General features: G+C 68.1%; 12 protein-coding genes. 6 read left to right on the forward strand and 6 right to left on the reverse strand.

What is annotated here, in order from left to right; translation table 11 throughout:
- Window positions 1–49 precede the first annotated feature (49 nt).
- On the forward strand, window positions 50–1186 hold the full coding sequence (gene ispG / locus GH815_RS00130; RefSeq protein ID WP_153746712.1) for a flavodoxin-dependent (E)-4-hydroxy-3-methylbut-2-enyl-diphosphate synthase: 1137 nt from the start codon (window positions 50–52) through the stop codon (window positions 1184–1186).
- Window positions 1187–1220: 34 nt separating this feature from the next.
- On the opposite strand, the gene GH815_RS00135 is transcribed toward ispG, so the two are convergent.
- The 3 genes from GH815_RS00135 to GH815_RS00145 all read right to left on the reverse strand — a co-directional run bounded on the left by GH815_RS00135 (window position 1221) and on the right by GH815_RS00145 (window position 4106).
- On the reverse strand, window positions 1221–1967 hold the full coding sequence (locus GH815_RS00135; RefSeq protein WP_153746713.1) for a DsbA family protein: 747 nt from the start codon (window positions 1965–1967) through the stop codon (window positions 1221–1223).
- 79 nt (window positions 1968–2046) lie between these two features.
- A complete protein-coding gene (locus tag GH815_RS19095) occupies window positions 2047–2772 on the reverse strand; it encodes a thioredoxin domain-containing protein (RefSeq protein ID WP_153746714.1) in 726 nt (241 codons plus the stop codon).
- Window positions 2769–4106 carry a M48 family metalloprotease gene (locus GH815_RS00145; protein ID WP_153746715.1) on the reverse strand — a complete coding sequence of 446 codons (1338 nt, stop codon included), beginning with the start codon at window positions 4104–4106 and terminating at the stop codon, window positions 2769–2771. Before GH815_RS00145 ends, GH815_RS19095 begins: the two co-directional genes overlap by 4 nt.
- Before the next feature lie 60 nt (window positions 4107–4166).
- Between GH815_RS00145 and GH815_RS00150 the strand changes: the two genes are divergently transcribed.
- Together GH815_RS00150 and rarD are read left to right on the forward strand one after the other, a co-directional pair.
- Window positions 4167–5306: a pyridoxal phosphate-dependent aminotransferase gene (locus GH815_RS00150; RefSeq protein ID WP_153746716.1), complete on the forward strand. Its 1140-nt coding sequence runs from the start codon at window positions 4167–4169 to the stop codon at window positions 5304–5306.
- Complete coding sequence (gene rarD, locus GH815_RS00155; protein ID WP_343030587.1) at window positions 5307–6251, forward strand: EamA family transporter RarD; 945 nt, start codon at window positions 5307–5309, stop codon at window positions 6249–6251.
- Here the strand turns inward: rarD and GH815_RS00160 are convergent.
- Window positions 6167–6745: an LOG family protein gene (locus GH815_RS00160; protein ID WP_153746717.1), complete on the reverse strand. Its 579-nt coding sequence runs from the start codon at window positions 6743–6745 to the stop codon at window positions 6167–6169. The two genes, rarD and GH815_RS00160, sit on opposite strands and share 85 nt — an antisense overlap.
- Before the next feature lie 92 nt (window positions 6746–6837).
- Here GH815_RS00160 and GH815_RS00165 point away from each other — a divergent pair, with 92 nt between their 5' ends.
- Together GH815_RS00165 and GH815_RS00170 are read left to right on the forward strand one after the other, a co-directional pair.
- On the forward strand, window positions 6838–7950 hold the full coding sequence (locus GH815_RS00165) for a LysM peptidoglycan-binding domain-containing protein (protein ID WP_153746718.1): 1113 nt from the start codon (window positions 6838–6840) through the stop codon (window positions 7948–7950).
- 67 nt (window positions 7951–8017) lie between these two features.
- The gene (locus tag GH815_RS00170; RefSeq protein WP_153746719.1) at window positions 8018–9859 is read left to right on the forward strand and encodes an ABCB family ABC transporter ATP-binding protein/permease; all 1842 of its coding nucleotides are present in this window, start codon (window positions 8018–8020) and stop codon (window positions 9857–9859) included.
- A gap of 102 nt (window positions 9860–9961) precedes the next feature.
- Here GH815_RS00170 and GH815_RS00175 read toward each other — a convergent pair whose 3' ends face one another.
- Entirely contained in the window at window positions 9962–13513 is a 3552-nt protein-coding gene (locus tag GH815_RS00175) for an efflux RND transporter permease subunit (RefSeq protein WP_153746720.1), read from the reverse strand.
- Window positions 13510–14724 carry an efflux RND transporter periplasmic adaptor subunit gene (locus tag GH815_RS00180; protein WP_153746721.1) on the reverse strand — a complete coding sequence of 405 codons (1215 nt, stop codon included), beginning with the start codon at window positions 14722–14724 and terminating at the stop codon, window positions 13510–13512. Before GH815_RS00180 ends, GH815_RS00175 begins: the two co-directional genes overlap by 4 nt.
- 228 nt (window positions 14725–14952) lie before the next feature.
- Between GH815_RS00180 and GH815_RS00185 the strand changes: the two genes are divergently transcribed.
- Window positions 14953–15591, forward strand: coding sequence for a hypothetical protein (locus GH815_RS00185; RefSeq protein WP_153746722.1), 639 nt, complete (start codon window positions 14953–14955; stop codon window positions 15589–15591).
- The last annotated feature ends 6 nt before the right edge of the window (window positions 15592–15597 follow it).

Consider the following 15597-nt stretch of genomic DNA (forward strand, 5'->3'; position numbering starts at 1 on the left):
CCTTTATCCATGGGGCGAAATCGCTCTCTTCGCCGGACAGGAAACCCCGATGTCGCTGCATGCCGTGCGCCCCTGGCGCCATATCGAACGCCGCAAGTCCCGCCAGATTCATGTGGGCCCCGTCGCCGTAGGGGGCGATGCGCCGATTTCGGTGCAGACCATGACCAATACGGTCACCACCGACATCCGGGCGACGATAGAACAGGTCCAGCGCGCGGCCGAGGCGGGGGCGGATATCGTGCGCATCTCGATCCCGGACGAGGCGTCGTCGAAGGCGCTGAAGGAAATCGTCGCCGAAAGCCCGGTGCCGATCGTGGCCGACATCCATTTCCACTACCGCCGCGGCATCGAGGCGGCCGAGGCGGGCGCGGCCTGCCTGCGGATCAACCCGGGCAATATCGGCGACGAAAAGCGCGTGCGCGAGGTGATCAAGGCCGCGCGCGATCATGGCTGTTCGATGCGGATCGGGGTGAATGCGGGCTCGCTGGAAAAGCACCTGCTCGACAAATATGGCGAGCCCTGCCCCGAAGCGATGGTCGAAAGCGCGCTCGACCATATCCGCATCCTTGAAGACAACGATTTCTTCGAGTTCAAGATTTCCGTGAAGGCGTCCGACGTCTTCCTTGCCGCCGCCGCCTATCAGGGCATCGCCGAGGCGACGGATGCGCCGATCCATCTGGGCATCACCGAGGCGGGCGGCTTCGTGTCGGGCACGATCAAGTCGGCCGTCGGGTTGGGCAACCTGCTGTGGTCGGGGATCGGCGACACGATCCGCGTCTCACTTTCGGCCGATCCGGTCGAGGAGGTCAAGGTCGGCTACGAGATCCTGAAATCACTGGGCCTGCGCCATCGCGGCGTCAACATCATCTCCTGCCCCAGTTGTGCAAGGCAGGGTTTCGACGTGATCTCGACGGTTGCCGAACTGGAAAAGCGGCTTGAGCATATCAAGACGCCGATGAGCCTGTCGATCATCGGCTGCGTGGTGAACGGCCCGGGCGAGGCGCTGATGACCGATGTGGGCTTTACCGGCGGCGGGGCCGGGCATGGCATGGTCTATCTTGCCGGCAAGCAGGATCACCGCATCGCCAACGAGGAAATGATCGAGCGCATCGTCGCCGAGGTCGAGAAGAAGGCCGCCGAGATCGACGCCGCGCGCGCGGCGTCAGAGGCCGAGGCGGCAGAGTAAGGCGCGCTGCCCGCCCCGCGGTGGGCGTTGCGCCTCAGTTCTCGCGAATCTCGGACACGATCCGGCGCATGCCGTCGAGCGGCATGTAGCCGCGCAGCATCTGCGGACCGACGATGAAGGTCGGTGTCCCCGAGATCTGCATCCGCTGGGCAAGGCTCTGGTTCGAGGCCAGCACCGCATCGACCTCGGGCGCGGTCATGCGGGCCAGAATCGCGGCACCGTCGATCCCCAGCGTGGCGGCAAGGTCTTTCAGGCTGTCCTCGGTGACATTGCCACGGAAGGTAATCAGCGCGTCATGCGCTTTCTCATAGGCGTCCGGCCCGGCGATCTGAAGCGTCGCCACGGCGAATCGGGCGGACAGCACCGATTGTTCGCCAAGGATCGGGAATTCCTTCATAATCAGGCGTATATTGCCGTCGCTCGCCACCAGTTCGGCGACCTCGTCATGCGCCTTGCGGCAATAGCCGCAGCGGTAATCGACGAACTCGACCAGGGTGACGTCGCCCTCGGGATTGCCGCCGACCCAGGAATGGCCGTCCTCGAAGATCTCGGAGGCGTTGACTTGAACCAGCGTTTCGTCATTGGCTGTCTGCGCTTCGGCCTGGCGCTGTTCCAGCACGCTGATCGCTTCCATCAGCACCTCGGGATTCTCCAGCAGGTAGCTGCGGACCTCGGCACGGAACAATTCGCGCTCGGCCTCGGACATCGCGGCCATGTCGAAGGCCTGGGCGGGCAGGGCAAGGCCGAGGCTCAGCAGGGCTGCGGCGGGCAGGCGGGTCATGTGGCGTTCTCCATTTCCGGGTTGCCCCGTTGCAGCACATCGCGCGGGCTGGGCCAATGGTCAATTTCGCCCGCTGCGGTCAATTCTTGCGGCGCATCGTCTGCGCGATCGCGGCCAGCGCCACCTCGGGCAGATCGCCCCGCACAAGGCTGCGTTCGAACACATAGGCGGGGGCGGGTCCAAGGTCGAGCGCATCGAGAAGCGCGCGGTTGGCGGCAAGGGCGGCCGCGATCGCGGGATCGGCCATCCGGTCGGCGACCGCCGCGGGGTCGAGCCCCAGCGCGCGGGCGATGCCGTCCAGCGTGCCCTGCTGCATGTCCGGCGCCGCGAACAGCGCGTCCTGCGCGCGCAAATAGGCGTCAGGGCCGGACAGTGCCAGCACCGCCCGGGCGAACCGCGCGGCGGTTTCGTCCTCAGGGGCGGGCGCATCCTTGACCACAAGCCGCAGGCCCGGATCGCTGGCCGCCAGCGCGCGGGCCGCCGCCAGCGCGGGGGCACAGCGGTCGCAGGTGTAATCGACGAAGGCCACCAGCGTCACATCGCCTTCGGGGTTGCCGCCGGTCCAGTCGGCCGGGTCGTCGAACAGTGCGGCGCGATGCGCCGCGATCAGCGCAAGATCGCCCGAGACGGCATCGCCAAAGCGCCGCCGCTCGGCCTCGGCCAGAACCTCGTCGATAAGTTCGGGATGGTCCAGCAGATAGGCGCGGATCTCGGCGCGGAAGGCGGCGCGCGCCTCGGGGTCCAGACCCGACGCTCCCGCCGCAAGGGGCAGGGCCGCAAGCGCCAGCGCAAGCACGATCCTCACCGCCGGCGCCCCGCCCCTTCGGCCGCGCTCAGCACGTCCTGCGCCCGCAGCCAGCCCGGCGAGCCGCGCGGCAACAGGCCCGACGCCCGCGTGGCATGGGTTGCGGCCGTATCCATCCGTCCGGCCAGCGCATAGCGTTCGGCCGTCGCGACCGAGGCCATGCCGTTATTGCCCGCCCGCGCATAGGCCAGCGCCAGATCGCGCAGCATCCGCGGGTCATGTGGATCGCGCCCGCGCGCCCGTTCCAGCACCGCCAGCGCCTGCCGGTTGCCCTCGGCGGTCTCCAGCGCAAGCAGCGCGCGGCCATGGCCTGCAAGGATCAGGGGTTCATTCGGGGCAAGGGCGGCGGCGCGGGCATAGGCATTGACCGCCGGTCCCACACGGCGGGATTCCAGCAGGATCTGGCCCTTGAGTTCATGCACATAAGCATCGTTCGGCCGCGCTGCCTCCAGCCGGGCCATTTCGGCTAGCGCCTTGTCCGGGGCGGGGGTGCGGTGATGGGCGACGGCGCGGCGCATCATGCCAACCGCGCTCTGGTCCCGTTCGGCCCGCCGGAGCGTGTAGCGCGGGTTTTGAAGGAATGCCCCCAGCTTGCCCTTGGCGCGGGCGAACCAGTACTCGGCCGTCTCGTTCTTCTGCGTCTGCCCGCCATAGGCCGCCGCGTAGCCCTTGAGCGCGCGCACCCGATCAGCCGACAGGGGATGGGTGCGGGCATAGGGATCCTGGCGCGAGGCGCTCAGCGCCTCCTGGCCGCGGAACAGGTCCAGCACCTCGACCATCGCCTGCGGGTCGATCCCGGCGCGCGCCATGTAGCGCAGACCGGCCTGATCGGCCGAGGCTTCTTCGGCGCGGGTATGGGCAAAGAACAGCCGCTGCGCCGACGAGGCCGTGCCCATGGCCAGCCCCGCGCCCGCCTCGGCGCTGCCGGTGGCGGCACCCACGGCCAGCGACATCATCAGCCCCAGGGCCGCGGTCGATTGCGCGCTGCGCATGTTCGCCAGCCTGCGCGTAATATGGCCGTTCGCGATATGCGCGATCTCGTGCGCGATTACCGCCTGAAGCTGCGCGGCGCTTTCCAGCCGCAGCACCAGCCCCGAATTGATCAGGATCGTCTGCCCGTCGGCGACAAAGGCGTTCAGCCTGTCATCTGCGATCAGAAGGATGCGCAGCGCCGAGGGGCTGATCCCCGCCTCGGCCGCCAGCGGCTGGGCGAGCTGGCGCAGCGCATGTTCGATCTCGGCATCCCGGATCAGGCCCTGCGCGCGGGCGGCCAGCGGGGCAAGGGCGAGCATCAGCACCAGTCCGAGCCCCAGGACATGCCGGATGGCTGCCATTGACGTTGTTTCCCCGCGCTGGAAGAAAGCCTGCATGACAGGCACCCTAAGGAGTCGGGCATGAGGGTTTCAAGCCGCGGCGATGTCGATCCCTTCATCGTGATGGATGTGATGCAGGCCGCCGCCCGGGCCGAGGCTGCGGGCCGGCACATCATCCATATGGAGGTCGGCCAGCCCGGCACGCCCGCCCCCGCCGCGGCGCGCGCGGCGCTGGCGCGCGCGATGGAGGAGAACGCGCTGGGCTATACCGTGGGTCTGGGCCTGCCCGAACTGCGCGCCCGCATCGCGCGGCTTTACGGCGACTGGTATGGCGTCGATCTGAACCCCGAGCGGGTGGTCATCACGCCGGGCTCGTCGGGGGGCTTCACGCTGGCCTTCACCGCGCTGTTCGATGTGGGCGCGCGGGTCGGCATCGGGGCGCCGGGCTATCCGTCCTACAAGGCGATCCTTCAGGCGCTGGGGCTGGAAACCGTGATGATCGGCACCGAGGCCCAGCACCGCTATCAGCCCGTGCCCGAAGACCTGCCCGCAGAACTGGACGGGCTTCTGGTGGCCTCGCCCGCGAATCCCACGGGCACGATGCTGGACCGCGATGCGCTGGCCGCGCTGATCGGGGCCTGTGCTGATCGCGGCGCGGCCTTCATCTCGGACGAGATCTATCACGGCATCGAATATGACCGCAAAGCCGTGACCGCGCTGGAAATCACCGATCAGACCTATGTCATCAACTCGTTCTCCAAGTATTTCTCGATGACGGGCTGGCGCGTCGGTTGGATGGTGGTGCCCGAGGATCACATCCGCCGGATCGAAAGGCTGGTGCAGAACCTGTTCATCTGCGCCCCCCATGCAAGCCAGGTGGTGGCGCTGGCCGCGCTGGACTGCACCGACGAGTTGCAGGCCAACATGGCGGTCTACCGGCGGAATCGCGCGCTGATGATGGAGGGGCTGCCCAAGGCGGGCTTCACGAAGATCGCGCCGCCGGACGGGGCGTTCTATGTCTATGCCGATGTCTCGGACCTGACCGATGACAGCCGCGCCTTTGCCGCCGAGATCCTGGAAAAGGCCGGGGTTGCGGTGACGCCGGGGCTGGATTTCGATCCCCTGCGTGGCGCAGGCACGCTGCGCTTTTCCTATGCGCGCTCGACCGCGGATATCGAGGAAGGACTTGCGCGCCTTTCCCGCTTCATGGCGGCGCGCTGAGTGGAGGAGGCGCGCAAGGGCATCCTGGCGATGGTCGCGGCCTGCGTGATCTGGGGCCTGTCCTCGATGTATTACAAGCTGCTCGCACATGTCCCCCCCGAGGAGGTGCTGGGCCATCGCACGCTCTGGTCGCTGGTCTTTTTCGGGCTGGTGCTGGCCGGGCAGGGGCGGCTGGCGGAAATCGGGGCGCTGATGGCGCGGCCGCGCGCGCTGGCGCTGGTGGCGCTGGCGGCGCTGATGATCTCGGCCAACTGGTTCCTGTTCATCTATTCGATCCAGATCGGCCACGCGGTCGAGGCGTCGCTTGGCTATTACATCTTCCCGCTGGTCGCGGTGGCGCTGGGCTTCCTGTTCCTGGGCGAGCGGCATTCCGTGCCGAAATGGGTGGCGGTTGGCCTAGCCTGTGTCGCGGTGGCCGGGCTGACCTGGGGGCTTGGGGTCGCGCCCTGGGTCTCGCTGGCGCTGGCGGGCACGTTCGGGATCTACGGGCTGGTCAAGCGCGGCGTGGCGGCAGGACCGGTGGTGTCCGTCACCGCCGAGGTGGTGCTGCTGGCGCCGCTGGCGCTGGTCTGGCTTTGGGGGGTGCATGCGCAGGGCTGGACCGGGCTGACCGGGCGCCATCTGGGCGCCTTCGGCCATGACCTGTCCGACAGCCTTCTGCTGATGCTGGCAGGCCCCCTGACCGCGACGCCGCTGATCCTGTTCTCCTATGCTGCGCGGCGGGTCAGCTATGCCACGGTGGGGCTTGTGCAGTACATCAATCCCACGCTGCAATTCCTTGTCGCGACGCTGGTTTTCCGCGAGGCGTTCACGCCGTGGCACGCCATGGCCTTTGCGCTGATCTGGGCGGCGCTGGCGCTTTACTCGGCCGAAAGCCTGCGCGGCGAAAGGGCGGCGCGCAGGGCGTCCAGCAATTCGGGCACGTCGGGCACGACGCCGAAATAGTCGCGCAGGCTGGGCTCGGCGAAACCTTCGTCGATGAAATGGTCGATGAGCGCGGTCAGCGGCGTCCAGAACCCGTCGGTCGAGAGCAGGAAGATCGGCTTCGCATGCAGGCCCAGCTGCCGCCAGGTCAGCACCTCGAAGAACTCGTCCAGCGAGCCCGCGCCCCCGGGCAGCACCACGATCGCGTCCGAGTTCATGAACATGACCTTCTTGCGTTCGTGCATGTTCTCGGTGACGATGAAGGTGGTCAGGTCGCGCTTGCCCACCTCGCGGTCGAACAGATGCACCGGGATCACGCCAAAGGTCTGTCCGCCCGCGATCTGCGCGCTGCGCGCCACCCGCCCCATCAGCCCCACATCCCCTGCGCCATAGACCAGCCGCCAGCCCGCTTCGGCCAGGGCACGCCCGAAGGTTTCGGCCGCGGCGGCATGGGCCGGGTCGCGCCCGTCGCGCGAGCCGCAGAAGACGCAGATCGAAGGGGGCTGGGGGGGCATCGGGGGAACCTTTTCATGGGATTTCTGGACCCGTGATACCGGGGTTGCTATGGTCCGGCAAGCGCGGGGCGAACCGCCATGGAGGCCGGGCGATGTCGGATGGCAAGCGGAAACTGGGTCCATTGGCCTGGACCCTGATCGTGGGCGAGATCGTGATCGTGCTCATGGTGCTGAACTGGTTTCTCAGCCGGGACAAGGACGCCCCGGCGCCCGAGCCCGCACCCCCGGTCACCGAGCAATCCGCCCCGGACGATGCGGCAGAGGCGGTCCCCGCGCCGCCCGGCTTCGACGTGGTGCGCGTCGATCCGGCGGGCAATGCGCTGATCGCGGGGCGGGCCGAACCGGGCAGCATCGTGGTGTTGCTGGTCGAGGGCGACGAGGCCGCACGGGCCGAGGCGGGATCAGACGGGTCGTTCAGCCTGTTCGCGGATCTGCCCCCGTCCGATGTGCCGCGGGCGCTGTCATTGCGGATGGAGCTTGCCGACGGGCTAACCATCGCGTCGGGCGCGACGGTGTTCCTGGCGCCGGCGCCCGTGCCCGCGCCGCAAGCTGTCGGGATCGCGGCCGACCAGCCCGAACCGGACGCCCCGGCGGGGGTGCCCGCCGCGGATCTGGCCGAACCGCAAGCTCCCGCCACGCCAGAACCCGCCTCGCCCCGCGCGCCCGAGGTCCTGTTGTCGGATGCGGGCGGGGTGCGCGTGTTGCAGCCGCCCCAGGGCGATCTGCCGCCGGGCATCGCGGGCGTGCTGATCGAGGCCATCGCCTACGATGCGGATGGCGCGGTGGCGCTGTCGGGGCGCGGTCAGGCCGGGGGCGCGCTGCGGCTTTACCTGGACAATGCCGCCATTGCCGGGGGCCGGATCGACGATGCGGGGCGCTGGGCGCACCGGCTCGACGCGGTGGCGCCGGGGCTTTACACGCTGCGCGCCGACCTGCTGAACCCAGATGGCAGCGTTTCGGCCCGGTTCGAGACCCCGTTCCGGCGCGAACCGCCCGACGAGATTGCCGCCCTTGCCTCGACCGCTGCCCCCGGCGGTGCCGAGGCGCGGGTCATTACCGTGCAGCCGGGCTTCACGCTGTGGGGCATCGCCGACCGGACCTATGGCAGCGGGATCCAGTACGTGAAGATCTTCAGCGCCAATCGAGCCCAGATCCGCGACCCCGACCTGATCTATCCGGGCCAGATCTTCACCCTGCCCGAGTGACTGCGTCACTGGTCTTTCCCCTTTTCGGGCATTAGGTTCAGGGAACTTTCCCAACCGGACCCTGCATATGCGCCGCGGACGCCGCCCCACCACTGCCGATCTCTCGCAGCTTGACCGCAGTCAGGGGATGCGCACGATCCGCAAGGTCGCGCCCTATCTCTGGCCCGAGGGGCAGGGCTGGGTGAAACGCCGCGTGGTGCTGGCGATGCTGGCGCTGGTGCTGGCCAAGGTGGTCGCGGTCATCACCCCCTTCTTCTACAAGGCCGCCGTCGACAGCCTGACCGGGGAGGGCGCGCCCGAGGCGATGCTGATGGCGGTGGGCGCGGTGGGGCTGACCATTGCCTATGGCATGGCCAAGCTGATGAATACCGGCTTCCAGCAATTGCGCGACGCGATCTTTGCCCGGGTGGGGCAGCGGGCGCTGCGCCGGATCGCGCTGGAGACGTTCACCCATATCCACCGGCTGTCCTTGCGCTATCACATCACGCGCAAGACCGGCGGGCTGTCGCGCATCATCGAGCGCGGCGTGAAGGGTGTCGATTTCCTGCTGCGCTTCCTGCTGTTCTCGATCGGGCCGCTGGTGATCGAACTGGCGCTGGTAGGGGTGATCCTCTATGTCGCCTTCGACATCTGGTATCTGGCCGTGGTGGCTGTCACCATCGCGGCCTATATCAAGTTCACCTTCGTCGTGACCGACTGGCGGCTGAAGATCCGCAAGAAGATGAACGACCAGGACACCGACGCCAACCAGAAGGCGATCGACAGCCTGCTGAATTTCGAGACGGTCAAGTATTTCGGCGCCGAGGCCCGCGAGGCAGACCGCTACGACCGCGCCATGGAGGGCTACGAGGATGCCGCGATCAAGACCTCGCTCTCGCTCGCCTTCCTGAATTTCGGGCAGGCGCTGCTGATCACCGGCGGTCTGGTCGCGGTGATGGTGATGGCGGCGATGGGGGTGCAGGCGGGCAAGCTGACCGTGGGCGATTTCGTGATGGTCAATGCCTACATGATCCAGATCACCATGCCCCTGAATTTCCTGGGCACCGTCTATCGCGAGATCCGGCAAAGCCTGGTCGACATGGCCGAGATGTTCGCCCTGCTGGAACAGCCCGCCGAAGTGATGGACAAGCCCGGCGCGCCCGCGCTGGCGGTGACGGGCGGCGCGGTTGCGTTCCGCGATGTCCGCTTCGGCTATGATGCCGAGCGGCCGATCCTGAAGGGCGTGACCATCGAGGTGCCCGCGGGGCGCAAGGTGGCCATTGTCGGGCCGTCGGGGGCGGGCAAGTCCACCATCGGGCGGCTTCTGTTCCGGTTCTATGATGTGACGGGTGGCGCGGTGCTGATCGACGGTCAGGATGTGCGCGACATCACGCAGGACAGCCTGCATGCGCAGATCGGGGTGGTGCCGCAGGACACCGTGCTGTTCAACGACACGATCCTTTACAACATCGCCTATGGCCGCCCCGACGCCACGCGGGAGCAGATCGAGGCCGCCGCGCGCGCCGCCCAGATCCACGATTTCGTCGCGGGGCTGCCCAGGGGCTACGAGACCATGGTGGGCGAGCGCGGGTTGAAGCTGTCGGGCGGCGAGAAGCAGCGGGTGGGGATCGCGCGCACCCTGTTGAAGAACCCGCCGATCCTGTTGCTGGACGAGGCGACCTCGGCGCTGGACAGCGAGACCGAGGCAGGCATCCAGGCCCAGCTCAAGGCGATGGGCGAGGGGCGCACGGTGATCGCGATCGCGCACCGGCTGTCCACCATCGTCGATGCCGACGAGATCGTGGTGCTGGAAGACGGCCAGGTGGTCGAGCGCGGCAGCCACGAGGCACTGGTCGCCCGCGGTGGGCGCTACGCGGCGATGTGGGCGCGCCAGCAGGCGGGCGAGGACGAGGACGTGGAAGCGGCGTGAGACGGATGGCGCGCTTTCCTTGCCGGTCGCTGCGGTGGGTGGTGAGCGCGGGATCTGGATATTTGTGGCCAGAAGAAGCCCGGTGATGATGTGCCCTGCGCCCTATTCGGCGGCGCGGAGCGTGCCGGGGGGCTTGGCGCTGTCGGGCTCGGGGCCGTCCGGGGGCAGGTCGGACCACAGCAACTGGGGTGAGCCGACGCCGCGTGCGGCTTGGTCCAGCGCGATCTCGCGGGCGGCGGCGCTGTCGGGGCCGGCCATGGCTGCCATGAAGCGGCGGGCCGAGCCGTAGACCCCCGCCCAGAACCATACGCGGATCGCCAGCAGCGAGGGCGTGAAGACCAGTGTCAGCAGCGTCGCGATGCCCAGCCCGAAGACCACCGCGGTCGCAAGCTGCTTCCACCACAGCGCGGTCGGGCTGTCGATGGTATAGCCGCCATTCAGGAAGTCGAAGCTGACCCCCAGCATCATCGAACTGAGCCCCGCCATGGTCGTCACCGTGGTCAGCAGGACCGGGCGCAGGCGTATTTCGACCGTGCGCACGATGGCCTCGATCCGCGGCATGTAGCGGGCGTATTCCTGATAGGTGTCGATCAGCACGATGTTGTTGTTCACCACGATGCCCGCCAGCGCCACGATGCCGGTGCCGGTCATGATGATCGAGAAGGGCTGGTTCATCACCAGCATCCCGATCAGGACGCCCGTGGTTGACAGCACCACCGCCAGCAGCACCAGCACCGCGTTGTAGAAGCTGTTGAACTGCGCCAGCAGGATGATGAACATCAGCCCCAGCGCCGCGCCGAAGGCCTTGGACAGGAAGGCCGAGCTTTCCTGCTGGTCGGCCTGATCGCCGGTCCATTCCCAAGTGACGCCCGCGGGCAGCGGGTTGGTGTTCAGCCATTCGGTCAGATGCGCGATGCGTTCATTTGCGTTGATCGGTACGCCTGCCTCGTTGCCGAGCCCGCTGGCGACAGCCGCCTTGACGTCGAAATAGCGCTTGCCGTCCACGCGGTTGATCCGGCCGAGTTTCTCCACCGGGGTCAGCGTGATGAAATTCGCAAGCGGCACCAGCCCCTCGGAGGTGCGCAGCTTGAGCGTGTCGAGGGTGGACAGCAGCCGGTCCTGTTCAGGCAGGCGGACGCGGATCTCGATTTCCTCGTCGGAACTGGGCACCCGCATCGTGTCGAGCAGGATGCCGCGGGTGACAAGCTGGACCATGGCGCCGACACTGGCTGCACTGGCGCCGAAACGGCCTGCGGTTTCTACATCGACGTCGATCTGCCAGTCGATGCCGGGCAGGGGCAGCGTATCCTCGATGTCGCGCAGCCCCTCGGTCGCCTCGAACCGGGCGATCACGGTCCGGGCGGCGACGGTCAGGCTGTCCCAATCCTCGCCCATCACGCGCAGATGCACCGGCTTGGGCGAGGCGGGCCCCATCGCAAGATCGAGGATCTCGGCGCGGATGCCCGGAATGGTCGCCAGCCCTTGCATGATGCGGTCGAGCACCAGATGGCCGCCAAGCTCGACAATCCCGGCGCGTTCCTCCCAGGGGATCAGCTCGATCTGGATCTGGCCGATCGTGTCGAGCGGCGGGCTGGCGCCTGCTGTGTTCGAGTTCAGCCCGCCTTCGCCGGCAAAGGCAAAGGCATTGCGCACCCCGCGTTCGGCCAGAACCACCGCCTCGGCCCGGCGCACCAGCGCATCCTTTTCGTCCAGCGAAAGGTTGCCGCGGGCGCGGACATAGACGATGGCCTGTTCGGGTTCGGACTGGACGAAGAACTCTACCCCGTTGTTATGCTTTCCGAAATAAAGGAACACGCCGACCACGAAGGCCAGCACGGCGGCCACGGTGACAACTGGCATGACGGGATTTCCGGCAATCGCGCGGATCACATGGCCAAAGGCGGTGCGTCGATAGCCTGCGCGCACGGGCGGACGGCGCGGGGTCTTGAGGGCATTGACCGCGATGGAACAGAGCACGAGCCCGGCCATGAACAGCAGCACGCCCGGCAGCATGTCGGCCAGCCCCGAAGGCCCGGGCGAGGCGGCCGGGAAAGCGGGGTTCAGCATCCTGAGCGCGGCAAGGAAGGTCAGTGCCAGCGCAAGCGCCATCAGCCCGGCGCGCGTGGCCAGCGGCCAGGGGCGCACGCGCGTGGTGATGCGCCACAGGATGCGCGAGAAGCGGCCCGCGACGCCCCCCACCACCGGCAGGTAGACCAGCGCCACCATCAGGCTGGCCGACAGCACGAAGATCAGCGTGATCGGCAGCATCCCCATGAACTCGCCCGCGACGCCGGGCCAGAACAGCATCGGCAGAAAGGCGCAAAGCGTGGTGGCGGTGGAACTGACGATGGGCCAGAACATCCGCTTGGCAGCCTCGGAAAAGGCGTGCATCGGGCCTGATCCCTCGGAGATGCGCCGGTCGGCATATTCGACCACCACGATGGCGCCATCGACCAGCATGCCCACCGCAAGGATCAGCCCGAACATCACGATGTTGTTGATCGCGACGCCAAGGATGCCGAACAGCACGAAGCACAAAAGGAACGAGGTGGGGATCGCGAAGCCCACCAGCAGCGCCGAGCGGGTGCCCAGAAAGGCCAGCACCACGATCATCACCAGCGCGATGGCGGTCAGGACCGAGCCTTCGAGCTGGCGCACCATCGAATCGACCGTGTGCGACTGGTCGTTCGAGGTGCCGACGATCACCGCATCGCGCAGATCCTCAGGCCAGGCGGCGCGGGCGGCCGCAACCTCGCTGCGGATCAGCGCGGCGGTGTCGATGATGTTGAAGCCCTTGCGCTTGACGATCTGCAACGCAACCGTCGGCTCGCCGTTGAAGCGTGCGGTCGAGGTGCGATCCTCGAAGGTCAGCCGGATCTCGGCCAGATCGCCCAGCGTCACCACCCGGTCGCCGCTCACCTTGACCGGCAGCGCATAGATGTCCTGCACACCCCCGAACGAGGCGGGGATCTTGACCGAGAAGGTGCCCTGCGGCGCGTCGACCTCGCCCGCGGCGATCAGCTGGTTGTTGTTGCGCACGACCTCGATCAGTTCGCCCGCGGTGACGTTGTAGGATTCGAGCCGCAGCGGGTCGATGATGACTTCTACCATCTCGTCGCGATGGCCGGTCAGCACGACCTCAAGCACCGGGTCCAGCGCCTCCAGCCGGTCCTGAAGCGCCTTGGCCACGCGCAAGAGCGTGCGTTCGGGCAGCGGACCCGAAAGGTTCACGATGATGATCGGGAATTCCGAGAAATTGATCTCGGTGATCGAATATTTCTCGTAGCCTGCCGGGAACTTGCCCTCGGCGGTGTTCATCCGGTCGCGGACATCTGCGATGGTCTTGGTCTTGTCCCAGCCGAATTCGAATTCCAGCGCGATCGCGGCAAACCCCTCGCGCGCGGTGGCGGTCATGCTGTCCAGACCGTCGAGATCGGAAAGTTCCGTCTCCATCGGCTTGACCAGCAGCTTTTCGGCATCCTCGGCCGAAATGCCGGGGAAGGGGACCGAGATGAAAAGGGCGGGGATCTCGATATCCGGCTCGCCCTCCTTGGGCAGTCCGACATAGGCCATGGACCCGGCGACGATCGACATGATGACGAAGGCCACGACCATCCGGGCGCGGCTGGCGGCCCAGTCGATGATCCCGGTCATTCGGGCGCTCCGCGATAGCTGACGGCCAGCGGCACGCCATCGGTGACGAATTCCTGTCCGACCACGATGATTTCTGCCTCGTCCGGCAGGCCCGCGACCCAGAACCCGTCCAGTGTGTCGCGCAGGATCTCGACGGGGTAGAAGCGGGCGGTCGCATCCGCATCCGACAGGCGCAGGCCAAGCCGCCCGGCATCGTCAAGCGTCAGCGCCGATTGCGGCACCAGATGGGCGGTCTGGCCGGGCGCGGCGATCAGCATCTCGGCGGCCTGGCCCGCGCGGATGCTGCCCGCGCCGTTCTGGACTGCAACCTCGACCCGGAAGGTGCGGGTGGCGGGATCGGCGGTGCGGGCAACAAAGCTGACCCGCCCCATTACCTCGGCGCCCGAGGCAAGCCGCCCGCCCGCCAGTGCGCCCATCTCGATCCGGTCAAGCTGGGTTTCGGGGACGTAGCCGACCAGATGGATCGGGTCGAGCTGGATGACCGTTGCGCAAAGCGAGCCGGGCTGCATCAGCGTGCCAAGCTCGGCCGTGTCGGCGTCCAGCAGACCGGCAAAGGGTGCGGCAATGGTCAGCCGCCCGATTTCCGTCAGCGCCGCCGCCACATTTGCCTCGCCCGCACGGATCGCGGTTTCCGCCGCCTCAAGCCCGGCCTGTGCCGAGGCAAGCCCGGCCTCGGCCGTAGACACCGCCGATTGCGTGCCCGCAACCCTCGTGTCCGAGGCGAACCCGTCCTGCGCCAGCCGCCGCGCCGCGCGGTCGTTGATCTCGGCCTCTGACAGCCGGGCCTCGGCCTGGGTCACGTTGGCGCGTGCCTCGGGCAGCCGCGCGCGCGCCTCGGCCAGGGCCGCCTCGGCCTGGGCCAGCGCCTCGGGCCGCGTGCCGGGATCAAGCTCGCACAGGACGGTGCCCTCATCGACCGTCGCACCGCGGCGCAACGGCTCGGAGATCACCCGCCCGCCGGTTTCCGCGCGCACCTCGACCTGCCGCGCCGCCTGGGTTTCGCCGCGCACGCGTACCGCGCCCTGGACCGTCTCGGCCCGGCTTTTCTGCACCACGACGGATACCCGGCGCTCGGCCTCCTCCGCTGCGGCCTCGGCGGTGGCGGGGATGGGCTCGGCCCCGGCGAAGGCCATCACCCGTTCGCGCTGCATCAGCAGCAGATAAAGGGACAGGCACACCATCAACGCGGTGAGCATCGAGATCCAGCGCATCGGGGCTCTGCCTCTTTCGTCGGTTATCCGCGTCCCTTTCCCGCACTCGGCGCCGCCGCGCGGGCCGGGACGGGATGCTTGCAATCGGGTGAACCAATTGGTTCAGATTATAGCGCAAACGCCCGTCTTTCAAGCCTGTGCCGCGCCGGTCGGCGGGGCTTTGCAATCCCGTCCGGGCTGGGGTATGAGAGGCCCGAGGCCAGACTTGACCGGGCCGAGCGAGGCAGGATGAGCAACCCCGACAGTTTCATCGAGGAAGTCACCGAAGAGGTGCGCCGCGACCGGCTTTTCCGCTGGATGCGCCGCTATGGCTGGATCGCGGTGCTGGCGGTACTGCTGCTGGTGGGCGGCGCAAGCTGGCGGGAATGGCGTGCCGCGCAGGACCGGGCGGCCGCCGAGGCGCTGGGCGACGGCATCCTGACCGCGCTGGAGGCGCCCGATCCGGCCGCGCGCGTTGCCGCGCTCGAGGCGCTGCCCGCAACCGGAGAGGCGCGCGGGCTGGTCAAGCTGCTGATCGCGGGCGAAACCGGTGCCGAGGCGGCACCGGCCTTGCGGGCGATGGCGGACGATCCGTCGCTGCCGCTGCATTACACCCATCTTGCCGCGCTCAAGCTGGTGATGATCGAGGGGCGCGCGGCCAGCCCCGCGGAGCGTCTGCAAACCCTTGCCCCGCTGGCCGAGCCGGGGCGGCCGTTCCGCCCGCTGGCGCTGGAACAGATGGCGCTGGCCGAGATCGACGCGGACAACCCGGCGGCCGCGCTTGGCCATCTGCGCGCGCTGGTCGAGGATTCAGGTGCGAGCGCGGGCTTGCGTCAGCGCGCCTCTCAGTTGATTGTGGCGCTCGGCGGCGGGTCCGACGAGGGCTGACGGCCC

The organism is Rhodovulum strictum, from assembly GCF_009649175.1.
GTDB lineage: Bacteria > Pseudomonadota > Alphaproteobacteria > Rhodobacterales > Rhodobacteraceae > Rhodovulum > Rhodovulum strictum.